Below are 24,850 nucleotides of genomic sequence, written 5' to 3' on the forward strand. Positions count from 1 at the left end.
CCAATTATCCCGGCGGCGCTATCCGCAGCGGAAGGGTCACCGGTCCGTCGTTGACCAGGTGCACCTGCATGTCGGCGGCAAAGCGGCCCGTGGCCACCATGGGGTGCACGGCGCGCGCCTGGGCGACGAAGTAGTCGTACAGCCGCTCCCCCTGCGCCGGCGGTGCCGCCTGCGTGAAGCTGGGCCGGTTGCCGCCGCGCGTGTCGGCGGCCAGGGTGAACTGGCTGACGATGAGCAGGCCGCCGCAGGTGCCCTGCCCGTCCAGGTCCTGCACGCTGCGGTTCATCTTGCCGGCCTCGTCGCTGAAGATGCGCAGCTTGAGCATTTTGGCCAGCAGCTTGTCGGCCTGCGCCTCGCTGTCGCCCTGCTCGGCGCACACCAGCGCCAGCAGCCCCGGGCCGATGCGGCCCACGATCTCGCCGGCCACTTCCACGCGCGCCTCGCGCACGCGCTGCAGCAGGCCGATCATGTGCCGGCTCCTCCCGGCGCGGCCGCCTCGGCAGTCTCGAACACCGTAGCCTGCCCTTCGGGCAGCAGTTCGATGGTGGCGCGCAGGCCGGGCACGGCCTGCATCAGGGCCTGCTCGACGGCGGTGCGCTGCTCGGCGGCGTGCCCCAGCGTCCAGTGCGCGGGCACATGCATGTGCAGATCCACGTAGTTGCGCGCGCCGGCGCGGCGCGAGGTGAGGCTGTCGAAATACACCACCCCTGCGCTGGCGTGGTTGTGCTCGCCCAACACCGTGAACACGCGCGCCAGCAGGCCAGGCTCCATGGCTTCGTCCATGAGACCCTGCGAGGCGCGCCAGATCAGTGCGCCCCCTTCGCGCAGGATGTTCAACGCCACCGCGATCGCCACCAGCGGGTCCAGCCACAGCCAACCGGTGGCGCCAGCGGCCAGTAGCCCGCCCACCACGCCGATGGAGGTCCACACATCGGTCATCAGGTGCCGCGCATCGCCTTCCAGCGCCAGCGACCGGTGCACCTGCGCCGCGCGCAGCATGCCCCATGCGAGCAGGCCGTTGCAGGCCGTGCTCAACAGCGACAGGCCCATGCCCCAGCCCAGTTGCTCCAGCGGTTGCGGGTGCATCAGCCGCAGCACGGCCGCCCAGAGGATGGCGATGCTGGCCCCCACGATGAGAATGCCCTCGAAGCCGGACGAGAAATATTCCGCCTTGTGGTGTCCGTAGGGGTGGTCCTCGTCCGCCGGGCGGCGCGCAATGGTCACCATGGCCAGCGCGAACATCGCGCCCGCCAGATTGACGAACGACTCCAGCGCATCCGACAGCAGGCCCACCGAGCCGCTGACCCACCAGGCCAGCGTCTTGAGCACGATGGTGAGCAGGGCCACGCCCACCGAGGCGCGCAGCAGGTTGTGGGGCGTCATCCACGCGGGAACGCTCAAGGGGCCGGAGGGTGCGGAAGGCATGCAGCGATTATCCCGCCGCCTTGCCGCCCTGCTGGCACACAAGCGCCCGGCGCGCCGCCGGACGCGCCTGCTCGCCAAAGGCCAGGCGTTGGGATATAAGCTCCGGGACCGACCGCCCACTGGCACTGGATATGCCCTCCCCTCGCCCCCCTGCCTCCCCCCCCTGCCCGACCTGGGCCCCCGCGCCAGTGATGCGCTGCTGCGGCTCATCGCCGACTCGGTGCCCGTCATGCTGGCCTATTACGAATCGACCAGCCTGCGCTGCGTGTTCGCCAACCAGCGCTATGCCGCCTTCAGCGGGCAAACGGTGCAGAGCATCATCGGCAAGACGGTGCGCGAGGCGATCGGCGAAAAGGCCTGGCAGGAGATCCTGCCCTACGTGCAGCGCGCGCTGGCTGGGGAGAGCGTTCAGTACACCCGCGAATACGTCGGCCCGCAGGGGCGCGCGCATATGCTGGAGATCAGCCTGCAGCCGCACTTCGGGGTGCGCGAAGGACGCAACGCGATGGTGGGTGCATTCGTGCTCATCAACGACATCACCCACCACTGGGAGGCCGAGCGCGCCGTGCGCCAGAGCGAGGAGCGCATGCGCAAGTTCGCCATCGCTACCGAGGAGGGACTTGCCTTTCACCGCGACGGGCGCATTCTGGATGCCAACGAAGCGCTGCAGCGCATGGTTGGCTATTCGCTGGCCGAGCTCGTAGGCCAGTCCATCTTCGATTTCGCGCTGCCCGAGTACCGCGCGCTGGCCGTGGAATACACGCGCCGCGGCAGCGAGAAGCCCTGCGAGCTCGCCATGCGCCACAAGGACGGCCGCGTGATCCCGATCGAGGTGGTGGGCAAGACCATGCCCCAGCAGGAGGGTGACTACCGCGTGGTGGTGGTGCGCGACATCACGGCGCGCAAGCAGGCGCAGGAGCAGGCGCGCTTCCTGGTGCTGCATGACACGCTGACCCAACTGCCCAACCGGCGCCACCTCATGATGCAGCTGGCACGCATGGCGAGTGCCGCGCAGGAGCGGCAGACCCGCGCCGCCGTGCTGTTCATCGACCTGGACCACTTCAAGACAGTCAACGAGTCGCTGGGAAACCAGGCCGGCGACCAGCTGCTGATCGAGATTGCGCGGCGCCTGCAGGACGGAGTGAAGGCCACCGACTTCGTCGCGCGTGTGGGCGGCGACCAATTCATCGTGCTGCTGCCCGACCTGGCCAACCGCGCCGCAGCGGCCGAAGTGGCCGATGCGCTGCTGGCGCGCGTGCGCGCCGAGTTCGCCATCGGGGGCACGCCGCTGTCGCTGTCGCCTTCCATCGGCATCAGCGTCTTTCCGGACGACGGCTACAGCCCCGACGAGCTGCTGCGCCGCGCCGACGCGGCCATGCACCACACCAAGGAAAGCGGGCGGGGCACGCGCATGTTCTATGAACCGGGCATGGAAGGCCAACCCACGGAGCTGCTGCAGCAAGAGCACCTGCTGCGCGAGGCGGTGTTCCAAGGGGCTTTCGCACTGCACTACCAGCCCCAGGTGCGGGTGGCCGACGGCCGGCTGGTGGGCTTTGAGGCGCTGGTGCGTTGGCGACACCCGGTGCGCGGCCTCGTGGGGCCGGATGAGTTCATTCCGCTCGCCGAATCGCGCGGGCTCATCACGCCCATTGGCCGCTGGGTGCTGCACGAAGCCTGTCGTCAGCTCAAGGCATGGCACGACGAAGGGCTGCCCCGGGTGCCGGTGGCGGTGAACCTCTCGGCCATCGAGTTCCGCCAGCGCGACGTGGTGGGCGAGATCGCCCAGGTGCTGCAGTCCGCGGGGCTCGCACCGCAGTACCTGGAGGTGGAGATCACCGAATCCGCCCTCATGCAGCAGGCCGACCACACGCGCACCACCCTGCAGGCCCTGCAGGCCCTGGGCGTTGCCGTAACGGTGGACGACTTCGGCACGGGCTACTCGTCGCTGGCCTACCTCAAACGCTACCCGCTGGACAAGATCAAGGTGGACCGCTCCTTCGTCACCGACACGCCTGCCGACAGCGAAGACGTGGCCATCGTCACCGCCATCATCCAGCTCGCGCACAGCCTGCAGCTGCAGCCCGTGGCCGAAGGCGTGGAGACCGCGGAGCAGCTCGCGCTGCTGCAGCGCCTGGGCTGCGAACTGGCGCAGGGCTTTGGCATCGCACCGCCCATGGATGCGCAGCGCGCCCGCGAGTGGCTGCGCGCCCAGGCCGAGTGAGCGGCCGGCCTGGCCCGGCGCCGTGCCCACGCTGACACATGCGGCGTGGACAATAGGCACCATGGCTCAGATCCCCGCACTTCCCGATCCCACCTTCCACGCGACCGAGACCGAAGCACTGGCCCAGGTGCAGCGCATCTACCAGCAGCAGATCGACCACCTGCGCAGCGCCATGCAGCGCTTCGTGGCGGGAGAGACGCCCGCCGCGCCCGTGCGCGCGTTCTATCCCTTCGTGCGCGTGCAGACCAGCACCGTGGCGCGCGCGCCCACGCACCTGGCCTATGGCTTCGTGGAGGGGCCGGGGCGCTACGAGACCACGCTCACGCGGCCTGACCTGTTCGCCGACTACTACACGGAGCAGCTACGCCTGTTGCGCGCCAGCCACAACGTCGAGCTGGAAGTGGGCGTGAGCAATCAGCCCATCCCCATCCACTTCTCGTTCGCCGAGCACGACCACATCGAAGGCACGCTCAGCCCCGAGCGGCGCATGCTGATGCGCGACGTGTTCGACCTGCCCGACCTGGAGGCCATGGACGACGGCATTGCCAACGGCACCTGGTCGCCGCGCGCTGGCGAGGCGCAGCCGCTGTCGCTGTTTACCGCGCCGCGCGTGGACTATTCGCTGCACCGCCTGCGCCACTACACCGGCACGCAGCCCGAGTGGTTCCAGAACTTCGTGCTGTTCACCAATTACCAGTTCTACATCGACGAGTTCGTGCGCCTGGGCCATGCCGAGATGGCCAAGCCCGACAGCGAGTACATCGCCTTCATTGAGCCGGGCAACGTGGTCACGCGCCGCACGGGCCTGCCCGCGCAGGTCGGCGACGACCTGGGCGTGGCCCCGGCCCGCCTGCCGCAGATGCCCGCCTACCACCTCGTGCGCGCGGACCGCAGCGGCATCACCATGGTCAACATCGGCGTGGGCCCGAGCAACGCCAAGACCATCACCGACCACATCGCCGTGCTGCGCCCCCACGCCTGGATGATGCTGGGCCACTGCGCGGGCCTGCGCAACAGCCAGCAGCTGGGCGACTACGTGCTGGCCCACGCCTACGTGCGCGAGGACCATGTGCTGGACGAGGAGCTGCCGCTGTGGGTGCCCATCCCCGCGCTGGCCGAGATCCAGATGGCGCTGCAGCAGGCCGTGGCCGACGTGACGCAGATGCCGCAGGACCAGCTCAAGCGCATCATGCGCACCGGCACCGTGGCCAGCACCGACAACCGCAACTGGGAGCTGCTGCCCGACAACATGCCCCAGCGCCGCTTCAGCCAAAGCCGCGCAGTGGCGCTGGACATGGAAAGCGCAACAATAGCCGCCAACGGCTTTCGCTTTCGCGTGCCCTACGGCACCCTGCTGTGCGTGAGCGACAAGCCGCTGCACGGCGAGATCAAGCTGCCCGGCATGGCCAACCATTTCTACCGCGAACGCGTGGACCAGCATCTGCGCATCGGCATGCGCGCCATCGACATCCTGCGCGCGGGTGGAGTGCACCGGCTGCACAGCCGCAAGCTGCGCAGCTTTGCCGAGGTGGCGTTCCAGTAGCCGCAGCCATTGCTACTTCATCGATAGCTTCTCGCGCTTACCCCATAAGCGTTTGAGCCGTTTTTTATCAATTTAGAGTAGCACCAGCACCGCGACGAAGGCCAGCGTGTGCAGCACCACGCCGCCACCGGCCGCCACGGCATAACGCCAGCCCCCGCTGACCAGCGCCGTCACGCATTTGCTGACGGCGTGCACGCTCAGCCCCGCCGCCAGCGCGCTCACCAGGCTGGGCCCCACGGGGTCCAGCGGCCGGCCCTGCGACATGATGGCCGCGGCGGCCGCATGGACGTCGGCCAGCGCCGCCACCAGGGCGCCGGCCAGCAGGCCCGCGTCGCCCCACCAGCCGCGCAGTGCCTGCACCAGCACCTGCACAGCCGTGAGCAGCGCGGCGATCAGCAGCGCGTCGCGCAGCTTGAACAGCGCCGTGCCGTCCACGTCCGCCGGGACCGGCGCCTCACCCGCGGGCATGCTGCGCAACAGTGCCCACCCCCAGACCAGCGCCACCACCCCGCCCGCCAGTGCCGGCGCCCACAGCCGCACCAGCCACTGGGGCTGCACGGTGGCCGCCACCACCAGGATCTGCACCATGGTCGCCACGCACGACAGCACGGCCGCGCCCCCCTGCGCGCGCACGGGCTCGCGCCCCTCGCGCACGGCCACGCCCAGGCTGGCGATGGTGGCGGTGCTGGAGATGAAACCCGAGGCCAGCGCCGACAGGGCGTTCGCGCGGCGTGCGTCCATGAGCCGGCGCGCCAGATGCGCCAGCGCCTGGATCACCAGCAGCACCACCACCAGGCGCACCAGCACCTGGGGGTTCAGCGCCTCCCCCCACAGGGGCTGGTTGGGCGCCAGCGGCAATACCAGCAGCGCCAGCGCAGCCAGGATCAGCCCGCCCCGCACCTCGCCCTGGCGCAGCCACTCGCGCGAAAACTCGTGCAGCGCCTCACGCGCCGCCAGCAGGCTGGTCACGGCGACGGCCAGCCCTGCCGCCACGGGCAGGCTCTGCGTGCACAGCACGCCGATCAGGTAGGCCAGCAGCAGCGCGATCTCGGTGGTCACGCCGGGGTCTTCGGAGCGGTCGCGCGCATAGGCCACCACGCCCAGCAGCGCAATGAACACCGCGCCCACCGCCACCAGCGCCTCGCTGCCCAGCAGCGCCGCCGTCGCACCCGACACCGCCGCCAGCGTGAACGAGCGCACGCCCGCGAGCGCGCGCAACGGGCCCTGGCCCTTGCGCCGTTCGCGCTCGATCCCCATCAGCAGGCCGCTGCCCAGGGCGCCCGCCAGAACGGCCAGCGTGTCCTGGAAGCCGGTTGTGTCCATGGTGTCCATCGTGGTTGGTTGGCTTTGACGATTGGACCATGGAAAGCGGGCATCCAAAGGGCGCCCCGCTCTCAGAACACTCTGGTTTTGATAGCTATCAGCGCTTATCAATAAAGCGCCAGCGCCATTTTTCTCATAAACCTCTGCAATGGCGCGGTCTTCCCCCCACAATCGCGCCATGCAAGTGCTTCTGGAAGCCCGCGACCTGCGCAAGCGCTATGGCACCGCCACCGTGGTGGATGGGCTGTCGTTCGCCATCGCGCCGGGGGAGTGCCTGGGCGTGATCGGCCCCAACGGCGCGGGCAAGACCACCACCCTGCGCATGTGCCTGGGCCTCACGGCGCCCGACGAGGGCAGCGTGCACTTTCACCCTGGCGGCGGCGCTGCGCCGCTCGCCATGCCGCAGGACGCGCTGGCTATCAAGGCCCAACTGGGCGTGGTCACGCAGTTCGACAGCCTGGACCCGGACTTCAGCTGCGCCGAAAACCTGCGCGTGTTCGGCCGCTACTTCGGCCTGAAGGGCGCGGCCATGGCACAGCGCATCGCGCCGCTGCTGGAGTTCGCCGCGCTCACGGCCAAGGCCGACGCGCGGCCGGGCGAACTGTCGGGGGGCATGCGCCGGCGCCTGTCGCTGGCGCGCGCCCTGGTCAATGACCCGCGCCTGCTGTTGCTGGACGAGCCCACCACCGGCCTGGACCCGCAGGCACGCCACCTGATGTGGGAGCGGCTGCAGCAGCTGCTGCAGGGCGGCAAGGCCATCCTGCTGACGACGCACTTCATGGATGAGGCCGAGCGCCTGTGCTCGCGCCTGCTGGTGCTGGACCATGGCCGCAAGATCGCCGAAGGCACGCCGCGCGTGCTGATCGCCGAGCACCTGGAGCCCGACGTGGTCGAGGCCTACGGCCCCGGCGCGCTGGCCCTGGCGCAGGATGCGCAGTTGCGTCCGCTGGCGCGGCGTGTGGAAGTCAGCGGCGAGACCGTGTTCTTCTACACGAAGGACGCCCGCCCGCTGCTGCAGGCGCTGTCGGCCCACGGCAGCCTGCGCACCCTGCACCGGCCCGCGAACCTGGAGGACCTGTTCCTCAAGCTCACCGGACGTCAAATCCGCGAGGAAGGCTGACATGCCCACGCCCACCACGCCCAGCCCCTGGCGCGCGCCCGACCTGTCGATGCGCTGGTGGCCCGTGTTTCTGCGCAACCTGCTGGTGTGGCGCAAGCTGGCGGTGCCCAGCCTGCTGGGCAACATCGCCGAGCCGCTGATGTGGCTGGTGGCCTTCGGCTACGGCATGGGTGCGCTGGTGGGACAGGTGCAGGTGGGCGGGCAGAACGTGCCCTACATCCTGTTCCTGGCCAGCGGGTCGATCTGCATGAGCGCCATGAATGCGGCCAGCTTCGAAGCGCTGTACTCGGCCTTCTCGCGCATGCATGTGCAAAAGACCTGGGACGGCATCATGAACGCCCCCATCAGTCTGGACAGCGTGCTGCTGGCCGAGATGCTGTGGGCCGCATTCAAGGCGCTGTTCACCACCACCGCCATCCTGGGGGTGATGCTCGCGCTGGGCATCAGCTACAGCCCCAAGCTGATCGTGGCCTGGCCGGTGCTGCTGTGCGTGGGCATCATGTTTTCCAGCATCGCGCTCATCTTCAATGCGCTGGCCAAGGGCTATGACTTCTTCACCTACTACTTCACGCTGGTGCTCACGCCCATGATGTTCCTGTCGGGTGTTTTCTTCCCGCGCGAGCAGCTGCCCACGGCCATACGCCTCGCCTCGGACTGGCTGCCGCTCACCAATGCCGTGGAGCTGGTGCGCCCCCTCTTCATGGACCAGTGGCCGCAGCACCCGCTGCGCCACGGCCTGGTGATCGCCGTGACCACCGTGGCCGCGTACTGGGTGGCCCTGGCGCTCACCCGCAAGCGCTTTCGCGCCTGAGCCTTTCACGCATGCCTACGCTTCTGAGCGCCGAATACATCGCCCTGGTGGACCGGGGCGTCTCCACCATCGTGGCCTCGCGCGACGCGCAGTTGCGTCCCAGCGTGACGCGGTAGACGCGCGCATCAGCACCAACGGCCAGCGCATCACGGTCTTCCTGCGGCGAAGCCAGTCACGACAGCTTCTGGCCGACATTGCCACCACCGGCCACATTGCCGTGGTCTTCAGTGCCCCCCTCGCACCGCACGGTGCAGGTCAAGGCCACCGCCGCCGTGCAACGTGCCGTGCTGCCGGCCGACGAGCCCGCGCTGCAAAGCTACCTGTCCGCCATGCAGCATGCCGTGGCCCAGGTGGGCTATGGCCCGCAGTACACCGCGGCCATGCTGAATGCACCACGGGACGATCTGGTGGCAGTGGAGTTTTCACCCGAAGCCGCGTTCGACCAGACCCCCGGCCCGCATGCCGGCGAACCGTTGCGCAAGGAGCGCCAGCCGTGAACGTGCCGCCCACCCTGCGCTCCATCCGCGCCTGCCTGGAGGGCGCGATTCCTGCCATCATGGCCACCTGCGCCCCCGACGGCACGCCCAACGTGGCCTACATCTCACAGGTGGTCTACGTCGATGAGCAGCATGTGGCCCTGTCGTTCCAGTTCTTCAACAAGACGCGCGCCAACATCCTCGCCAACCCCTATGCCAGCGTGCTGGTGCTGGACCCCGTGACAGCGCGCTGCTTTCGCCTGCACCTGCGCTTCTTGCGCACGGAGGCGGAAGGCGCACTGTTCGAGCGCATGCGCGCGCAGCTGGCGGGCATCGCCTCGCACAACGGCATGGCGGGCGTCTTCGAACTCAAGGGATCGGATGGCTACGCCTTCGAGCGCATCGAACCCGTGCCCGGAGAAGGACTGGCACCCAGCCCCGCGCAACTGCCACGCGCCGATCTGCTGGGCGCCGTGCGCCTGTGCAGCCAGCGCCTGGCGCGCTGCACCACGCTCGACGAGCTGCTACAGACACTGCTGGCGGGCCTACACGAGCATCTGCACGTGCAGCATGCGATGGTGCTCATGCTGGATGCGCAAGCGGGCCACCTGTACACCGTGGCAAGCCATGGCTACACACATTCGGGCGTGGGCTCGGAGATCAAGCTGGGCCAGGGCGTGATAGGCGTGGCCGCGCGCGAAGCCACGCCGGTACGCATCAGCCACATGACCCATGCCGCGCTGTACAGCCATGCCATGCGCAGCAGCCTGGGACAGAGCGCGCCCGCGCACGAGATCCCCTACCCGGGCCTGCCCGCGCCGCACAGCCAGCTGGCCGTGCCCCTGTTGAGCTGCGGCCGCACCCTGGGGGTGCTGTTCGTGGAAAGCCCGCTGGACTGCAGTTCCGCTACCCCGAGGAAGATGCGCTGGTGGCGCTGGCAGGACAGCTGGCCGCCGCGATCGACCTGCTGCAGTCGGCCGACGAAGCCACGGAGGCATCGCAAGAACCAGCGCCCGCGCCGGCGCCGCAGGGGGCGCCCGTGCGGGTGCGGCATTTCGCGGTGAACGACAGCGTGTTCGTCAATGACACCTACCTTATCAAGGGCGTGGCGGGCGCGATCCTGTGGAAGCTGCTGCGCGACCATGAGCGCACCGGACGGCAGGACTTCAGCAACCGTGAACTGCGTCTGGACCCCAGCCTGCGCCTGCCAGGCGTGGCCGACAACCTGGAGGCGCGCCTGCTGTTGCTGCAGCGCCGGCTGCAGGAAAGCGACACCGGCATCCATATCGACAAGACCGGCCGTGGGCGACTGCGGCTGCGGCTGGACGCACCTGTGCAGTTGGAAGAGATGGCCGGCGGTTGAAGGTCGCGCCGCCGCGGCGCTCACTTGATTGGGCGCCGGCGCAGCAACTCGATGTTGGCGCGCTGCTCTGGGGTGAAGGATGCCAGCGCGCTGGTGCGCGAAGCCTTGTCAGCCAGCGATTCCATGGCGAGGAACATGCCCGCGTGCAGTGCGGCATACACCGCCGTGGCGTACTCGATGCTGCTAACCCGGTGGCGGGCCAGCAAGGCACGGATGCGCGGATCCGCATCCAGCTGACGCGCCAGCTCCTGAACGGACTGCGCGTCCGGCTCGTCGTCGTCGCAGGGACGTGCGGCTTCTGGCGACGCAGCCTGCGGTGCCTCCATGCGCTCCAGCAATTGGGGCGTGAGCCGAAAGCGTTCGGGGGGCGGGGGGCCCGCAGCCAGGGCACTCGCGCTGGCCATGCAAAGCCAGAATGCAGCCAGGGTATGGCGCAGCAACCCATGGCTCATCGCGCCAGCTCCAAAGCATGTGCCAGCTTGCCCCACTGGCCATCCGACAGGTGCGGACGCATGACACTCAATGCCGTGTCAAAGATGCCGGAAGGCGCATTGCGCCGCATGTCACCGAGCACCATGGCCCGCTCGCTCGGGGTCATGCTGGGCAGCATCCAGCGCAGCGTGACGAGCATCTCGTCCGGCGGTATCGACGCGACCAGCGCACCCTCGATGGCAGCCAGTTCCGCGTCGCTGTAATGCGCCCAGAGCACCGCGTTGTGCGCCGTCTCCTCCAACTGCATGTACTCGAAGTTGTGCGCCACGAACAGCGCCAGCTGCTGGTACAGCGCATGAGCCACGCGCGCTCGCCGCTCGCGCGGGCATTGCATGAGCTGCTGCGCCGCATCCGCCAGCGCCGCAATCGCCTGTCCATGACCATCATGTTCCTGCTCAACCGCGGCGGCGCTGCCAGGTGCATGGCGCTCCATGGCGGGATGCACGTAGGTGTTCTCGTGGTACAGGTGCGCGCGGCAAAAGCTCAGCAGCTGCAGCACGCGTGCGCCGGCCTGGGACAGTTCGAGGTCGTCCTCGGCGTCCACGCGACCCAGGCCCACGAGTGTGTCGACCATATAGGCGCGCAAGGCCTTGTGGATGAAGGCATAGAGGTCCATGCGCGGTGCGGCGGCGTCGGCCTGCGCGAGCGCGGTGATTTCCTGAGGGTTGAACTGCATTGTCGGTTCCGGTTCTTGTGGGTGTTGCGGCTTGGGAGCCTCGCCTTCCCATGCGGCACATCGTGTGTCTCACAGGTGCTGTGCAGTCTAGGAACGGTGCAGCGCGCGTGCTGCTAGAAAACGCTTATGCGAACCCTCAAAATTTCTTAAGCGCGCACTGGCGAACCGGAGCGCGTCATGCAGCCTGGCGCAGCAAGTCCACCGCGCGCTCGGCAATCATCACCGTGGGTGCATTCGTGTTGCCGCTCACAATGCGCGGCATGATGGATGCGTCCACCACACGCAGAGCCTGCAGGCCATGCACACGCAGTTGGGCATCCACCACGTCCAGCGGACCGCAGCCCATGCGGCACGTGCCCACGGGGTGGTAGATGGTGTCGGCCCAGTCGCGGATGAACTGCTCGATCTGTGCATCGCTTTGCGCACGGGACGAATGGGACAGCTCACGCGCGCCCAGGCTGGCCAGGGCGGGCTGCGCCAGGATCTCGCGCATGCGCCGCACGCCGCGCACCAGGCGCTGCATGTCGTCGGGATCACTGAAGAATGCCGGGTCCACCAGCGGAGCGGCCGCCGGGTCGGCGCTGGCCAGCGTCACCCGGCCGCGGCTTCGGGGCTGCAGCAGGCATACATGGCAGGAATAGCCATGGCCCCATGTGGCCTGCCGGCCGTGGTCCAGCAGCTTGCCGACCACGAAGTGCAGCTGCAGGTCGGGCAATGGCTCCTCGGGGCGACTCTTGATGAAGCCTCCAGCCTCGGCGAAGTTGGTGGTCAGCATGCCGCTGCGGTGCGCACGCCACTCCCGCACGCCGCGCAACACGTTCAGCGCCCCGGGCAGCGACAGGCCGAAGAGGTCCGTCAACCGCGGTGCGTCCATCACCTGCACCACGTCGGGATGGTCGTGCAGATGCGCGCCCACGCCCGGCAGATCGTGCACCACGCCAATGCCGTGGCTCTGCAACTGCGCGCCCGGCCCCACACCCGAGAGCATGAGCAATTGCGGCGACAGCAGCGCCCCCGCCGACAGCAGCACCTCACGCGTGGCGCGCACCTGCTGCGTCTGGCCGCCTCGGCGGTATTCCACGCCCGTGGCGCGCCGGCCCTCAAACAGGATGCGCGTGGCCTGCGCGCCGGTCACGACCTGCAGATTGGTCCGGCCCAGGTGGGGCGTGAGGTAGGCCTTGGCCACGCTGAAGCGTTCGCCCGCCCGGTGCGTGACCTGGTAGAGACCCACGCCCTCCAGTTGCGCGCCGTTGAAGTCGTCATTGCGTGGATGACCAGCCTGCACGCCGGCTTCGACGAAGGCGCGGCTGGCACGCTGCGGCGACTGCAGGTCCGCCACATTCAGCGGCCCGTCCGTGCCGTGCCAGGCGCTTGCACCGCGCTCGTTGTGCTCGGCCCGAAGGAAGTACGGCAGCACGTCGTTCCAGCCCCAGCCTGCATTGCCGGCCGCAGCCCAGTGGTCGTAGTCGCTGGCGTGGCCGCGCGCGTAGATCATGGCGTTGACCGAGCTGGAACCACCCAGCACCTTGCCGCGCGGCTGGTAGCCCCGACGCCCGCCCAGGCCCGCCTGCGGCGTGGTGTGCAGCCCCCAGTTGAAGGCGCCGCTGCGCGCCATGGCGGCCAGCCCCGCCGGGCAATGGATGAGCACACTGGCATCGCTGCCGCCCGCCTCCAGCAGGCACACGCGCACCGTGGGGTCCTCGCTCAGCCGCCCCGCCAGCACGCAGCCCGCCGAGCCGCCCCCGATCACGACATAGTCGAACTCACGCATGCAGTGTCCCCTCGTTGTATGGCGATGCTGCAACGCAGCAGCAGACGCGCGATTGCCGATACCATCACGGCATCGTTTTTTTCTCACCACTACACTTTCAAGGGACATTTATATGACGATTTCGACCGTCGGCATCATCGGCGCGGGCACCATGGGCAACGGCATTGCCCAGGCATGCGCTGTGTCGGGCATCAATGTGGTGATGGTGGACATCTCCGACGCCGCCGTGCAAAAGGGCGTGGCCACCGTGGCGGGCAGCCTGGACCGCCTGATCAAGAAAGAAAAGATCGCCGAAGCCGACAAGAGCGCCGCCCTCGCGCGCATCCAAACCTCCACCAACTACGACGACCTGAAGGCCGCCCAGATCGTGATCGAGGCTGCCACCGAGAACTACGAACTCAAGCTCAAGATCCTCAAGCAGGTGGACGCGCTGGTGGCGCCCGAAGTGATCATTGCGTCCAACACCTCTTCGATCTCCATCACCAAGCTGGCGGCCGCCACGTCGCGCGCCGACCGGTTCATCGGCATGCATTTCTTCAACCCCGTGCCGATGATGGCGCTGGTGGAGATCATTCGCGGCCTGCAGACTTCCGACGCCACGCACGACACGGTGAAGCAGCTCTCCGAGCGCCTGGGCAAGTCGCCTATCACCGTGAAGAACGCCCCCGGCTTCGTGGTCAACCGCATCCTGGTGCCCATGATCAACGAGGCCTTCTTCGTGCTGGCAGAGGGCCTGGCAACGCCCGAGGACATCGACGCCGGCATGAAGCTCGGCTGCAACCAGCCCATCGGCCCGCTGGCGCTGGCCGACATGATCGGCCTGGACGTGTGCCTGGCCGTGATGGATGTGTACCTGACCGAGTTCGGCGACAGCAAGTACCGCCCCTGCCCGCTGCTCAAGGAGATGGTGGCCGCCGGCCGCCTGGGCCGCAAGACCGGCCGCGGCGTGTACCAGTACTGACCTGACCCAGACCACCTGCCATGCCCGTTCGCAACCCCTTCAAGCACGCACTGGCCGCCGGTCAGGCGCAGATCGGCATCTGGTCCACCCTGCCATCGCCCCTGGTCACCGAGCTGATCGCGGGATCGGGCTTTGACTGGGTGCTGCTGGACACGGAACACACGCCCAGCGACGTACCGCTCATGGTGCAGCAGCTGCAGGCTGTGGCCGCCGGCTGCCGGAACCACACGCACGGCGTGGTGCGCCCGGCCTGGAACGATCTGGTACTGATCAAGCGCTACCTGGACATCGGCGCGCAAACGCTGCTGCTGCCCTTCGTGCAGAACGCGGACGAGGCGCGCGCCGCCGTGGCCGCCATGCGCTACGCGCCGCGCGGCATCCGCGGCATGGGCGGCTCCATGCGCGCCTCGGACTTCGGCCGCGACGCGGCCTATGTACGCGATGCGGAGAACGAGCTCTGCCTGCTGGTGCAGGTGGAGACGGCCGAGGCGCTGGAGCATATTGAGGCCATCGCCGCGGTGGAGGGCGTGGACGGCATCTTCATCGGCCCGGCCGACCTGTCCGCCAGCATGGGCTTCCCGGGTGAGGCCAACCACCCCACGGTGCGCGCCGCGATCGACGACGCGATCCGCCGCATCCGCGCGGCCGGCAAGGCACCGGGCATCCTCGTGGTGGACGAAGCCCGGGCGCGCGAATGCCTGGCCCTGGGCGCGCAGTTCGTGGCCGTGGGCATGGACATGCTCCTGCTGCGCCAGGCCGCGGACGGGCTGGCCGCGCGCTTCCGGCCAGGCGCACGCGGGCCCGTCGCCACGAGCTACTGACCCCGAGCGCCGCCCGCGCGGTCGGCGCTTCCGCCTACCAAACCGCCCGCCACAGCGTGTCCCGGTCGTCAATCTCGCTACATTAGGGCCTGTTCACACTATTTTTGCCAGTGCGAATGGCGTGAAAACCGCGCCAATCTAGGCGCGTGACGACGCCAAGGCCGGGGCCTTGGCTAGGAGGGCAACGACGCGTGGCGCGGTTTTCACTCCGTTCCCTCCGGGTTGCGATCAAAAAGGGCCATTCGCGGCGTTGCCAAGCCTCGCTGGGGTAGCACCCCAGCTTCGTTTGGCGCCTTGCGCCTGGCCCTTTTTGATCGCAACGCATCTGGCAAAAATAGTGTGAACAGGCCCTAGCTATAGCTGCCAGCGGTGATATGGCGGCGGTTCCAGCTTTCTACGTCTAGAAAAATTCCATCTGGGCGCTGCGCTACACTGCGCGCCAACAACCACCAGAGAGGGAAAAACCATGGACGTCCAGGTATCGTCCGAGCGCGCGCGGGCGCGCTCTGGGCTGCGCTCGTCCTTCGAGTCACAAGACATCGAGCCACACGCCATGCGCTTCACGGGCAGCGGCGGCGAGTACTTCCGCGTGTGGATCGTGAACGTACTGCTGAGCATTCTGACGCTGGGCCTGTACACCCCCTGGGCGCGGCGGCGTACGGCTCAGTACTTCTACGGCCACACGCTGGTGGCAGGCAGCCCCCTGGAATTCACCGCGCAGCAGCGGCGCATGGTGGTGGGCTTCGTCGTGCTGCTGCTGCTCACGGTCGCCTACCAGTTGGCCGTCAACACGGGGCAGGACACGGCCGTGGGCCTTTTCATCCTGGGCGGCGCGGCCCTGTCGCCGCTGATCTGGGGCAGCGCCATGCGCTTTCGCCTGGCCAACACGCGCTGGCGCGGGCTGCGTCTGCAGTTCGTGGCGAGCTGGCGCGAGGTCTACACCGCCAGCTGGCCCGTGTTCGCTCTGGCACTGGTGTGGCTGGGCGTGTTCTGGGGCCTGCAGTCCCTGGCCCCGGCCGCGGTGGTGAACGAAGAAACCGGCCGCAAGCTGCCCGAGGTCACCGCGCCGCTGATAGGTCTGGTGGCGCTGGGCCTGCTGCTCACGGTGCTGTGCATCATCCGGCTGGAGTTCAACTACCGCAGCCTCCTGGTGCTGCGCTCACGCATCGGCAACGAGGCCGGCCGCTGGAAGCCCGTGTACATGGATTTCGTGAAGCTGTGGCTGGCCACGCTGGCGGTGTTTCTCGTCTCGCTGCTGGTGCTCGTCGCGCTGGTCGCGGGCCTCTTCACGGGCTCGCTCGGACTCGTGTCCAAGCTGGGCAAGGGCGGGATGGGGCTGGGCATCTTCGTGCTGATCATGGCGGCCTTCGTGGGCGCGCTGCTGGCGATGATGCTGGCCACCGCGCCGGCACGCGCCTATCGCGAGGCCGCGCTGTTTCGCCTGACCTGGAGCAACATCGGTGTGAGCCGCATCGCGCGCTTCAAGTGCAACCTCAGCACGGGCGGCTATGTGCTGCTGCGGCTGCGCAACATGCTGCTCACGGTACTGACGCTGGGGTTCTTCCGCCCATTCGCCATGGTGAGCGAATACCGCATGAAGCTCGAATCCGTCACCGTCCATGTCAAGGGCGGCGTGGACCAGGTGGCGGGGCGCCTGGGCCGGCAGCAGCCGGGCGGCATCGGCGACGCACTGGCTGACGCGGCGGGCCTGGACCTGATCGGATGACCGGCCGCCCCAAAACACCTTCGCCCGGCGCCCCCTCGCGGAGACGCGATTGACGGGCATGGTGCTCGCCCATTGGTTCGACGGGCGCAGCAGCCGACCGCGCGCGGTGCAGGTGCGGCTGCTGCCCGCGCCCGACGGCCCCGCGCTGGAACTGCATGTGCCCGGTGCGCCGCCGCGCCGCTTTGCCCACCGAGACGTGACCTGGCCCGAGTCCTGGAACGCCCGGCGTCCGCAACCAAAACTCGTGGCCGATCTGGGCGACGACGGCAGCCTGGAGATCGACGACCCCGCCGCCTGGCAGGCCGCGCTGGATGCGGCCGGCCACCGGCCGGGGCTGGCGCAGCGCATGCAAACGCGCTGGGGCGTGTTTGCCGTCGTCCTGGTGCTGGCCGTGGCCGGGTTGTTCGCGTTCTACCGCCACGGCACGCCCTGGCTGGCCGCGCAGCTCACGCGCCATGTGCCGCTGGCCTGGGAGGTGGCGCTGGCCCAGAGTGCGCTGGCGCAGATGGACGCGGGCACGCTCAAGCCCACCACGCTCACACCTGCGCGCCAAGCCGCGCTGCGCGCACGTTTCGATGCACTGCTGGCCGCTTCGCCCGCGGCGCTGCAGCGCTATGGCGGTTACGCGCCGCACTTCACGCTCGCGTTCCGCTCCGGCCTGGGGCCCAATGCCTTCGCCTTGCCCGGCGGCACGGTGGTGATGACCGATGCGCTGGTGGAAACCGCCCGCGCGCAACGCCTGGACGACGACGCGCTGGTGGGCGTGCTGGCACACGAGATCGGCCATGTGGCCCACCGGCATACCACGCGCATGCTCGTCGAGCAGGGGGTGCTGCAGGTGGGTCTGGGGCTGGCGCTGGGTGACGTGTCCGGCCTGGTGGCCACGGGCAGTTCGTTGCTCACGGGCTTGGCCTACAGCCGCAGCCATGAGCGCGAGGCCGACTGCCATGCGCTCGCACTGATGCGCCATGCCGGCCTGCCCACCGCACCGATGGGCGACCTGCTGTTGGCCATGCTGCGGGACGAGGATTCCGCAACCCCCTCCCCGCAGGCCGGCAAGGCCCCGTCCACGCCCGAGGACCCGCCGCAATCCCACGGCCTGTGGACGCTGCTGAGCACCCATCCGGACACGCTGGAGCGCGCCACCGCGCTGCGCGCCGGCCGTGCGCCGTATTGCTCCTGAGCGCTCCTGAAAAAAGAGCTGCCAGCGCTTGATTGTCAAGGGCTGGCAGCTGTTTTGGCATAAAAGTGTGAAGCGCGCCGATAAGCCGGATTCTGTGCACTGCGGTTGCCCGCAGCGTGACCGCCATTAATCTGGGCCGGGTGTCACCACCACGGCTCGGTGCTACCTACCCGCCAGCTCCGCGGAACCACGTCAACGCTGGCCTACTTGGTATTGCTGCGCGTAGAGATTGCCCGTTTCACCCCCAGTGGTCTGCCTTCGCAGGCACTCCCCCGGGACTCGTCTCTGTTGCTCTGATCCTCACCTCACGGTGGGCAGCCGTTAGCTGCTACGCTGTCCTGTGCAGTCCGGACGTTCCTCCAGTGCCTGGTTTCCCAGATTGCACCAGCGGCGGTCTGGCGTGCTTCACGGGCGCAATTATCCGCGTTTCTCCGCTGCGGCGCGCGGCCGGCGCGCTCAATGCGCGGGCAACAACTGGAAGATGTTGTAGGCGATGAGCAGCAGCGCGCCCACGATGCCCACCATCATCAGCGCCGGGCCCCAGCGCGACTCGCGCGCCGAGAAACCGATCAGCATCAGCGCACAGCTCGCGGTGAGCATGAGCATGGTGGTGTGCAGCAAGGTCATGGCGCAGGAGGGAAAGTGAAGACGAGACCATTGTCGCGCACACACCCTACTGATGGCACAGGCAGGCGCGCACGCGCCGGCAAATCTTGATGCATATCAATCGAGCCGGCCCACAGGCGGACGATTCACGCCGGCGCCATATCCACAGCGGGAATATCCATATCGCGACGCCGCTGAACGACTCCCCCACAATGGACGCCTCTCCCGCTTTGCCGGATTCCCACCCTCTACCCTGGAGACACCATGCGAGTCGACAACATCCTGCACACCATCGGCAACACCCCCCATGTGCGCATCAATCGCCTGTTCGGCGCGGGTGCCAACGTGTGGGTGAAGTCCGAGCGCGCCAACCCCGGCGGTTCCATCAAGGACCGCATCGCCCTGGCGATGGTCGAGGCGGCCGAGCGCAGTGGCGCTCTGCAGCCAGGCGGCACCATCATCGAGCCCACCTCGGGCAACACCGGCATTGGCTTGGCGCTGGTAGCGGCCGTCAAGGGCTACCAGCTGGTGCTGGTGATGCCTGACAGCATGTCCATCGAACGCCGCCGCCTGATGCTGGCCTACGGCGCCCGCTTCGACCTCACGCCCAAGGAAAAGGGCATGAAAGGCGCCATCGCCCGCGCGCAGGAACTGGTGGCCGCGACACCCGGCAGTTGGATGCCCCAACAGTTCGAAAACCCGGCCAACGTCGAGGTGCACATGCGCACCACGGCGCAGGAAATCGCCGCCGACTTCCCCGACGGGCTGGACGCACTCGTCACCGGTGTGGGCACGGGCGGGCACATCACGGGCGTGGCGCGCGTGCTCAAGGCGCAGTTTCCGCAGCTCAAGGTGTTCGCGGTGGAGCCTTCGCAATCGCCCGTGCTGTCGGGCGGCCAGCCCGGCCCGCACCCCATCCAGGGCCTGGGCGCGGGCTTCGTGCCGCAGATCATGGACACCAGCCTGCTGGACGGCGTGATCCAGGTCGAGGCCGAGCCCGCGCGTGAATACGCCCGCCGCGCCGCGCGCGAGGAAGGTCTGCTGGTGGGCATTTCCTCCGGCGCCACACTGGCCGCCATTGCCCAGAAGCTGCCCGAGCTGCCCGCGGGCGCGCGGGTGCTGGGCTTCAACTACGACACCGGCGAACGCTATCTGTCGGTCGAGGGTTTCCTGCCCGCCTGACACGCCTGGCGCACCTTTTTGACAAGGCCCCGCAAGGGGCCTTTTTTATGCCTTGCCGCCAACGCAACGACGCGGCATGTTCACGCACCGGCATGGTCCACCGTCCTACAGCCGCGTGCCGGCCGCCAGGGAAACAATGCCCCATCGCCCTCCGCTGCCGCGCTGCGGTGCGCCCCCCGGCAGCGGGCCGGCATTGGATTCCCCCATGACTCAGAACCCGCCCTCTTCCTCCCCCGTCGTGTTCAAGGTGCTGACCGTGAACGTGCACAAGGGGTTCACGTCCTTCAACCGCCGCTTCATGTTGCACGAGTTGCGCGAGGCGGTGCGCCAGGTATCGGCCGACCTCGTGTTCCTGCAGGAGGTGCTGGGCACGCACCAGCGCCATGCGGGGCGCGTGACCAATTTCCCACAGGAGCCGCACTACGAGTTCCTGGCCGACTCCATCTGGACGCAGTACGCCTATGGCCGCAATGCGGTCTACACCGATGGCCACCACGGCAACGCGTTGCTGTCCAAGTTCCCGATCGTGCACTACGAGAACCACGACATCTCGGTCAGCGGCCCGGAACGCCGCGGCATGCTGCACTGCGTGCTGCAGCCGCCCCAGCATTCAAGGCCGGTCCATGCCATCTGCGTGCACCTGGGCCTGCAGGAGGCGCACCGCCAGCAGCAGTTGCGCCGCGTGTCCGCGCTGGTGCATTCTTTTCCCGCGCAGGACCCGGTGATCGTCGCGGGTGACTTCAACGACTGGCGCGGCCGCGCGCACGACGTGCTGCAGCGCGAAGCCGGCCTGCATGAAGTGTTCGTGCAAGCCTGCGGGCGTGCCGTGCGCACCTTTCCCGCATCGCTGCCGCTGCTGCCGCTGGACCGCATCTATGTGCGCGGCACCTCGGTGCACACGCCGATGAGCCTGCCGCGCAGGCCCTGGAACCGCCTGTCGGACCATGCGCCGCTGGCCGCGGAGATCCTCCTGTGATGCGCCCGCGACCGTCCTCGCGCTGGATACCCGGCAACCACTTTCGCCTGCTGGAGAACGGCGAGGAGTTCTTCCCGCGCGTGTTCGAGGCCATTGCCCAGGCGCAGCGCGAGGTGATGGTGGAGACCTTCATCCTGTTCGACGACCACATCGGCCAGGGGCTGCACGCGGCGCTGCTGCAGGCGGCGCGGCGCGGCGTGTCGGTGCACCTGCTGGTGGACGGCTTTGGCTCGCCCGACCTGCCTGATCATTTTGTCGACAGCCTGGTGCAGGCGGGCGTGCGTTTTCGTGTGTTCGACCCAGGGCGGCGCCTCTTCGGCCAGCGCCTGAACCTGCTGCGGCGCATGCACCGCAAGATTGTGGTGGTGGACGGCACGCTGGGCTTCATCGGCGGCATCAACTACTCGGCGGACCATGTGGCGGACTTCGGCCCGCAGGCCAAGCAAGACTATGCCGTCGAGGTGCATGGCCCCATCGTGGCGCACATGCACCGCTTCACCCGCACGGCGGTCCTGCCCCCATCTGTCCAGCGCACCCACCGCCACGAGCCGCTGCCGCAGCTGCCCGCGGCGGGCTCGGCCCACGCCATGTTCGTCACGCGCGACAACCACCGGCATACCAACGACATCGAGCGCCACTACCGTATCGCCCTGCGGGCCGCGCGCGAGCGCGTGGTGATCGCCAACGCGTATTTCTTCCCCGGCTACCGGCTGGTGCGCGAGCTGCGCCGCGCCGCGCGACGCGGGGTGGACGTGCGCCTGATCCTGCAGGGCGAACCCGACATGCCCATCGTGAAGACCGCGGCCGGGCTGCTGTACGACCACCTGCTGCGCGCGGGGGTGCGCATCTACGAGTACTGCGAGCGCCCGCTGCACGGCAAGGTGGCGCTGGTGGACCGCGAGTGGTCCACCGTGGGCTCCAGCAACCTCGACCCCCTCAGCCTGTCGCTCAACCTGGAGGCGAACGTCGTCATCCGCGATGCCTCCTTCAATGCGCTGCTGTATCAGCGCCTGTCGCGCCTGATGCAGCGGCACTGCCGCCAGGTGGAGCCCGCTCCGCGCGGCGCCTGGGAGGCACTGCGCCTGCTGCGCGGCTACTGCGTGTACCACCTCATGCGCTGGTTTCCCGCCTGGGCGGGCTGGCTGCCGCGACACGAGCCCGCCATCGCCGTCATGCAGGCCGAGCCGCCCGCTGACCAAACTGCGCGCGCGTCCTGAGGCAGCCCATGCACGGCCCTGCCACTTCGCCTGTCCACACCGCGCGCCGCCAGCGCCGCAGCGGGTGGCGCCGGTTACGGGGCTGGCGCTGGCTGGCCGGGCTCGCCATGGCAGCGGTGGCCGCCCTGGTGGTATGGCTGCTGGTGCGCCAGGGCCTGCAGGTGGACTGGCCCGGCGTGTGGCAGGCGCTGCGCGCGCTGCCTGTGCCCACGCTGGCTGCAGCGGCGGCCCTGGCCTGGGCCGGCCACCTGGTGTACGGGTGCTTCGACCTGTTCGGTCGCCACGTGGTACGCCACGGGCTGGGCGTCGCCCGCACCATGGGCGTCACGCTGATCGCCTACCCTTTCACCCTCAACCTGGGCTCGCTGATCGGCGGCGCTTCGGTGCGCTACCGGTTGTATTCGCGCCAGGGCCTGGACGTGGGCCAGATCGCGCAGGTGATCAGCCTGTCCATCGCCACCAACTGGCTGGGCTACTGCGTGCTGGCCTGTGCGCTGTTCTGGGCCTGGACACCGCCGCTGCCCGAGGGTTGGCGCATGGGCAGCGGCCAGCTCCCTTGGCTGGGCACGGTGCTGGCCTGCGTGGCGCTGGGCTACCTGGCGCTGTGCGCGCAGCGCGGCGGGCACCGACCGCTGATGCTGCGCGGGCGATGCCTGCCGCTACCGACCTGCCGCGTGGCGCTGCTGCAATTGGTGCTGTCGTGCACCCACTGGGCGTTGATGGCCGCGTCCGTGTGGGTGCTGGCGCGCCAGCAGGTGCCCTACGCCGCGGCGCTGGCCACGGTGCTGCTGGGCGCGGTGGCCGGGCTGGTCTCGCGCATCCCCGCCGGCCTGGGTGTGCTGGAGGCCGTGGGTACGGCCGTGCTGGCCGTGCACCTGCCCGTGAGCCAGGCGCTGGCCGTGGTGCTGGCCTTCCGCGCGGTGTACTACTTCGCACCGCTCGCGCCCGCGGCGCTGGCCCTGCTGGCGACCGAGCTGTGGTGGCGGCGGCATCAGCCGACCACCAGTTCTCAAGAAAAAACAGCCCCTAGCGCTTTTCAGACAAGCGCAAGCAGCTATTAATACAATAGCAAATTGAGTTCTCCTCACCGGTCATGGGCGTGCGGCGCTCCCTTATGATCGCCCTCCTCTTTGGCACCGCCCGATAGTCACGGGCCGCACCCCATGATTCGCCTCTCCGAAATCAAGCTGCCGCTGGCAGCCCTGCCCGCCGGCGCCTACGACGCCGACACCCACCCCGAGGCCCTGCTGCGCGCCCAGGCCGCACAGGTGCTGGGCGTGCCCCAGTCCGCCATCGCCGCCCTGCACGTACACAAGCGCAGCTTCGACGCGCGCAAGGCCGACCTGATGGCGGTGTACATCCTGGACCTGCAGCTCGCGGACGCGTCCCAGGCCGGCGCCCTGCTGGCACGCCATGCCGGCCACCCGCACATCCAGCCCACGCCCGACATGGCCTGGCACCCGGTGGACTGCGCTGGCGAAGCGCCCGCACAGCGCCCGGTGGTGGTGGGCTTCGGGCCCTGCGGCATCTTCGCGGCGCTGGTGCTGGCGCAGATGGGGTTCCGGCCCATCGTGCTGGAGCGCGGCAAGCCCGTGCGCGAGCGCACCAAAGACACCTGGGGCCTGTGGCGCAAGCGCGCACTGAACCCCGAGTCCAACGTGCAGTTCGGCGAAGGCGGCGCCGGCACCTTCAGCGACGGCAAGCTCTACAGCCAGATCAAGGACCCGCGTCACCTGGGCCGCAAGGTGATGGAGGAATTCGTCGCAGCGGGCGCCCCGCCCGAGATTCTGTACGTGGCCCACCCGCACATCGGCACCTTCAAGCTGGTGAAAGTGGTGGAGTCGCTGCGCGCACAGATCATCGCGCTGGGCGGCGAGGTGCGCTTCGAGCAGCGTGTGGACGACGTGGTCATCGAAACCGACACCGCCGGCCGGCGCCACCTGCGCGGCCTGCGCGTGCGCGATCTGGCCAGCGGCGCAGTGCAGGAGCTGCGCGCCGATCACGTGGTCATGGCCCTGGGACACAGCGCGCGCGACAGCTTCGCCATGCTGCACACGCATGGCGTGGCCATGGAGGCCAAGCCGTTCTCCGTGGGCGTGCGCATCGAGCATCCGCAGAGCGTGATCGACCGCGCGCGCTGGGGCAAGCATGCAGGCCACCCGCTGCTGGGCGCGGCCGACTACAAGCTGGTGCACCACGCCAGCCAGGGGCGCACCGTGTACAGCTTCTGCATGTGCCCCGGCGGCACCGTGGTGGCCGCCACCAGCGAGCCCGGGCGCGTGGTCACCAACGGCATGAGCCAGTATTCGCGCGCCGAGCGCAACGCCAACGCCGGCATGGTGGTGGGCGTGGACCCGCAGGATTATCCGCGCGACCCCGCGGCCTTCGAGGCCGCGCTGGGCACCTCCCACGGCGTGGACACGTTGCCCGCCGGGCAGGTGCATCCGCTGGCCGGTATCGTGCTGCAGCGCCAGCTGGAGTCGAACGCCTACCGCCTGGGCGGCGGCAACTACAACGCCCCCGCGCAGCGCGTGGGCGACTTCCTGGCGCGCCGCGCATCCACCGCGCTGGGGGACGTGCAGCCCTCGTACAAGCCCGGCGTCACGCTGGTCGGCATGGACGACGCCCTGCCCGCCTTCGCCACCGAGGCCATGCGCGAGGCCCTGCCCGCCTTCGGCCGCAAGATCCGTGGCTACGACATGCACGACGCGGTGCTGACCGGCGTGGAAACGCGCACCTCGTCACCGCTGCGCATCGGCCGCGGCGACGACTTCCAGAGCCTGAACACCGCCGGCCTGTACCCCGCCGGCGAGGGCGCGGGCTACGCGGGCGGCATCCTCTCGGCCGGCGTGGACGGCATCAAGGTCGGCGAAGCCGTGGCCTGTGCCATGCTGGGTCTGCCGCTGCCCTCCTCGGGCACGCGCGGTTCGGGCGGCGCGGCCTGAGCCGGGGCCAGT

General features: G+C 68.9%; 21 protein-coding genes, 1 other RNA gene and 1 pseudogene. 15 read left to right on the plus strand and 8 right to left on the minus strand.

The window, feature by feature from the left end; translation table 11 throughout:
* Positions 1-4: 4 nt before the first annotated feature.
* On the minus strand, positions 5-469 hold the full coding sequence (dtd, locus tag HND92_RS16595) for a D-aminoacyl-tRNA deacylase (protein ID WP_011806799.1): 465 nt from the start codon (positions 467-469) through the stop codon (positions 5-7).
* Positions 466-1,425, minus strand: coding sequence for a cation diffusion facilitator family transporter (locus HND92_RS16600; RefSeq protein ID WP_012655522.1), 960 nt, complete (start codon positions 1,423-1,425; stop codon positions 466-468). The genes dtd and HND92_RS16600 overlap by 4 nt, the downstream gene beginning before the upstream one ends.
* A 229-nt stretch (positions 1,426-1,654) precedes the next feature.
* On the opposite strand from HND92_RS16600, the gene HND92_RS16605 reads away from it, so the two are divergent.
* Both HND92_RS16605 and HND92_RS16610 read left to right on the plus strand, forming a co-directional pair.
* Entirely contained in the window at positions 1,655-3,646 is a 1,992-nt protein-coding gene (locus HND92_RS16605; protein ID WP_253940156.1) for a bifunctional diguanylate cyclase/phosphodiesterase, read from the plus strand.
* Between the two features lie 61 nt (positions 3,647-3,707).
* Positions 3,708-5,189: an AMP nucleosidase gene (locus HND92_RS16610; RefSeq protein ID WP_012655520.1), complete on the plus strand. Its 1,482-nt coding sequence runs from the start codon at positions 3,708-3,710 to the stop codon at positions 5,187-5,189.
* Between the two features lie 72 nt (positions 5,190-5,261).
* Here the strand turns inward: HND92_RS16610 and HND92_RS16615 are convergent, their stop codons facing one another.
* Entirely contained in the window at positions 5,262-6,512 is a 1,251-nt protein-coding gene (locus HND92_RS16615) for a DUF4010 domain-containing protein (RefSeq protein WP_253940059.1), read from the minus strand.
* A 178-nt stretch (positions 6,513-6,690) separates the two neighbouring features.
* On the opposite strand from HND92_RS16615, the gene HND92_RS16620 reads away from it, so the two are divergent.
* The 4 genes and pseudogenes from HND92_RS16620 (at position 6,691) to HND92_RS16635 (ending at position 10,282) form a co-directional block, all read left to right on the plus strand.
* Positions 6,691-7,632, plus strand: coding sequence for an ATP-binding cassette domain-containing protein (locus HND92_RS16620; protein WP_172208578.1), 942 nt, complete (start codon positions 6,691-6,693; stop codon positions 7,630-7,632).
* A gap of 1 nt (position 7,633) precedes the next feature.
* Positions 7,634-8,443, plus strand: a complete 810-nt coding sequence (locus tag HND92_RS16625) for an ABC transporter permease (RefSeq protein ID WP_011806805.1) — start codon at positions 7,634-7,636, stop codon at positions 8,441-8,443.
* Positions 8,444-8,670: 227 nt separating this feature from the next.
* Positions 8,671-8,940, plus strand: a complete 270-nt coding sequence (locus tag HND92_RS19425) for a hypothetical protein (RefSeq protein WP_246867541.1) — start codon at positions 8,671-8,673, stop codon at positions 8,938-8,940.
* Positions 8,937-10,282: pseudogene (locus HND92_RS16635) on the plus strand (GAF domain-containing protein). Before HND92_RS19425 ends, HND92_RS16635 begins: the two are co-directional and overlap by 4 nt.
* 20 nt (positions 10,283-10,302) lie before the next feature.
* On the opposite strand, the gene HND92_RS16640 reads toward HND92_RS16635, so the two are convergent.
* From HND92_RS16640 to HND92_RS16650, 3 genes are all read right to left on the minus strand, one after another.
* Positions 10,303-10,734: a hypothetical protein gene (locus HND92_RS16640; RefSeq protein ID WP_011806807.1), complete on the minus strand. Its 432-nt coding sequence runs from the start codon at positions 10,732-10,734 to the stop codon at positions 10,303-10,305.
* Positions 10,731-11,450 (minus strand): hypothetical protein, encoded by a 720-nt coding sequence (locus HND92_RS16645; protein ID WP_172208580.1) that lies wholly within the window; start codon positions 11,448-11,450, stop codon positions 10,731-10,733. The genes HND92_RS16640 and HND92_RS16645 overlap by 4 nt, the downstream gene beginning before the upstream one ends.
* A 175-nt stretch (positions 11,451-11,625) precedes the next feature.
* On the minus strand, positions 11,626-13,221 hold the full coding sequence (locus HND92_RS16650) for a GMC family oxidoreductase (RefSeq protein ID WP_172208582.1): 1,596 nt from the start codon (positions 13,219-13,221) through the stop codon (positions 11,626-11,628).
* Positions 13,222-13,333: 112 nt separating this feature from the next.
* Here HND92_RS16650 and HND92_RS16655 point away from each other — a divergent pair, with 112 nt between their 5' ends.
* The 4 genes from HND92_RS16655 to HND92_RS16670 all read left to right on the plus strand — a co-directional run bounded on the left by HND92_RS16655 (position 13,334) and on the right by HND92_RS16670 (position 17,912).
* A complete protein-coding gene (locus HND92_RS16655; RefSeq protein ID WP_172208584.1) occupies positions 13,334-14,182 on the plus strand; it encodes a 3-hydroxybutyryl-CoA dehydrogenase in 849 nt (282 codons plus the stop codon).
* Positions 14,183-14,202: 20 nt separating this feature from the next.
* Complete coding sequence (locus tag HND92_RS16660; protein WP_172208586.1) at positions 14,203-15,003, plus strand: HpcH/HpaI aldolase/citrate lyase family protein; 801 nt, start codon at positions 14,203-14,205, stop codon at positions 15,001-15,003.
* A 466-nt stretch (positions 15,004-15,469) separates the two neighbouring features.
* Positions 15,470-16,729 carry a YjgN family protein gene (locus tag HND92_RS16665; protein ID WP_047349375.1) on the plus strand — a complete coding sequence of 420 codons (1,260 nt, stop codon included), beginning with the start codon at positions 15,470-15,472 and terminating at the stop codon, positions 16,727-16,729.
* 58 nt (positions 16,730-16,787) lie between these two features.
* Complete coding sequence (locus HND92_RS16670) at positions 16,788-17,912, plus strand: M48 family metallopeptidase (RefSeq protein ID WP_172208588.1); 1,125 nt, start codon at positions 16,788-16,790, stop codon at positions 17,910-17,912.
* A gap of 65 nt (positions 17,913-17,977) precedes the next feature.
* Here HND92_RS16670 and rnpB read toward each other — a convergent pair.
* Positions 17,978-18,319: RNase P RNA component class A (gene rnpB / locus HND92_RS16675), an RNA gene on the minus strand.
* 49 nt (positions 18,320-18,368) lie between these two features.
* A complete protein-coding gene (locus tag HND92_RS16680) occupies positions 18,369-18,539 on the minus strand; it encodes a hypothetical protein (protein WP_015914283.1) in 171 nt (56 codons plus the stop codon).
* 243 nt (positions 18,540-18,782) lie between these two features.
* On the opposite strand from HND92_RS16680, the gene cysK reads away from it, so the two are divergent.
* From cysK to HND92_RS16705, 5 genes are all read left to right on the plus strand, one after another.
* Positions 18,783-19,700 carry a cysteine synthase A gene (gene cysK, locus HND92_RS16685; RefSeq protein ID WP_011806815.1) on the plus strand — a complete coding sequence of 306 codons (918 nt, stop codon included), beginning with the start codon at positions 18,783-18,785 and terminating at the stop codon, positions 19,698-19,700.
* Positions 19,701-19,905: 205 nt separating this feature from the next.
* A complete protein-coding gene (locus tag HND92_RS16690; RefSeq protein WP_172208590.1) occupies positions 19,906-20,676 on the plus strand; it encodes an endonuclease/exonuclease/phosphatase family protein in 771 nt (256 codons plus the stop codon).
* Positions 20,676-21,893 carry a cardiolipin synthase ClsB gene (clsB, locus tag HND92_RS16695; protein WP_172208592.1) on the plus strand — a complete coding sequence of 406 codons (1,218 nt, stop codon included), beginning with the start codon at positions 20,676-20,678 and terminating at the stop codon, positions 21,891-21,893. The genes HND92_RS16690 and clsB overlap by 1 nt, the downstream gene beginning before the upstream one ends.
* 8 nt (positions 21,894-21,901) lie before the next feature.
* Positions 21,902-22,954, plus strand: coding sequence for a YbhN family protein (locus HND92_RS16700; RefSeq protein WP_172208594.1), 1,053 nt, complete (start codon positions 21,902-21,904; stop codon positions 22,952-22,954).
* 102 nt (positions 22,955-23,056) lie between these two features.
* Positions 23,057-24,838 carry an NAD(P)/FAD-dependent oxidoreductase gene (locus HND92_RS16705; protein WP_172208596.1) on the plus strand — a complete coding sequence of 594 codons (1,782 nt, stop codon included), beginning with the start codon at positions 23,057-23,059 and terminating at the stop codon, positions 24,836-24,838.
* Positions 24,839-24,850 lie beyond the last annotated feature (12 nt).

The organism is Diaphorobacter sp. JS3050 (genome assembly GCF_013154915.1).
In the GTDB taxonomy this organism is placed as follows: domain Bacteria; phylum Pseudomonadota; class Gammaproteobacteria; order Burkholderiales; family Burkholderiaceae_C; genus Diaphorobacter; species Diaphorobacter nitroreducens.

Coding starts and splice junctions, on each gene's coding strand:
- dtd (WP_011806799.1), bottom strand. CDS start 469: ATGATCGGCCTGCTGCAGCGCGTGCGCGAGGCGCGCGTGGAAGTGGCC.
- HND92_RS16600 (WP_012655522.1), bottom strand. CDS start 1,425: ATGCCTTCCGCACCCTCCGGCCCCTTGAGCGTTCCCGCGTGGATGACG.
- HND92_RS16605 (WP_253940156.1), top strand. CDS start 1,655: ATGCTGGCCTATTACGAATCGACCAGCCTGCGCTGCGTGTTCGCCAAC.
- HND92_RS16610 (WP_012655520.1), top strand. CDS start 3,708: ATGGCTCAGATCCCCGCACTTCCCGATCCCACCTTCCACGCGACCGAG.
- HND92_RS16615 (WP_253940059.1), bottom strand. CDS start 6,512: ATGGACACAACCGGCTTCCAGGACACGCTGGCCGTTCTGGCGGGCGCC.
- HND92_RS16620 (WP_172208578.1), top strand. CDS start 6,691: ATGCAAGTGCTTCTGGAAGCCCGCGACCTGCGCAAGCGCTATGGCACC.
- HND92_RS16625 (WP_011806805.1), top strand. CDS start 7,634: ATGCCCACGCCCACCACGCCCAGCCCCTGGCGCGCGCCCGACCTGTCG.
- HND92_RS16640 (WP_011806807.1), bottom strand. CDS start 10,734: ATGAGCCATGGGTTGCTGCGCCATACCCTGGCTGCATTCTGGCTTTGC.
- HND92_RS16645 (WP_172208580.1), bottom strand. CDS start 11,450: ATGCAGTTCAACCCTCAGGAAATCACCGCGCTCGCGCAGGCCGACGCC.
- HND92_RS16650 (WP_172208582.1), bottom strand. CDS start 13,221: ATGCGTGAGTTCGACTATGTCGTGATCGGGGGCGGCTCGGCGGGCTGC.
- HND92_RS16655 (WP_172208584.1), top strand. CDS start 13,334: ATGACGATTTCGACCGTCGGCATCATCGGCGCGGGCACCATGGGCAAC.
- HND92_RS16660 (WP_172208586.1), top strand. CDS start 14,203: ATGCCCGTTCGCAACCCCTTCAAGCACGCACTGGCCGCCGGTCAGGCG.
- HND92_RS16665 (WP_047349375.1), top strand. CDS start 15,470: ATGGACGTCCAGGTATCGTCCGAGCGCGCGCGGGCGCGCTCTGGGCTG.
- HND92_RS16670 (WP_172208588.1), top strand. CDS start 16,788: ATGGTGCTCGCCCATTGGTTCGACGGGCGCAGCAGCCGACCGCGCGCG.
- HND92_RS16680 (WP_015914283.1), bottom strand. CDS start 18,539: ATGACCTTGCTGCACACCACCATGCTCATGCTCACCGCGAGCTGTGCG.
- cysK (WP_011806815.1), top strand. CDS start 18,783: ATGCGAGTCGACAACATCCTGCACACCATCGGCAACACCCCCCATGTG.
- HND92_RS16690 (WP_172208590.1), top strand. CDS start 19,906: ATGACTCAGAACCCGCCCTCTTCCTCCCCCGTCGTGTTCAAGGTGCTG.
- clsB (WP_172208592.1), top strand. CDS start 20,676: ATGCGCCCGCGACCGTCCTCGCGCTGGATACCCGGCAACCACTTTCGC.
- HND92_RS16700 (WP_172208594.1), top strand. CDS start 21,902: ATGCACGGCCCTGCCACTTCGCCTGTCCACACCGCGCGCCGCCAGCGC.
- HND92_RS16705 (WP_172208596.1), top strand. CDS start 23,057: ATGATTCGCCTCTCCGAAATCAAGCTGCCGCTGGCAGCCCTGCCCGCC.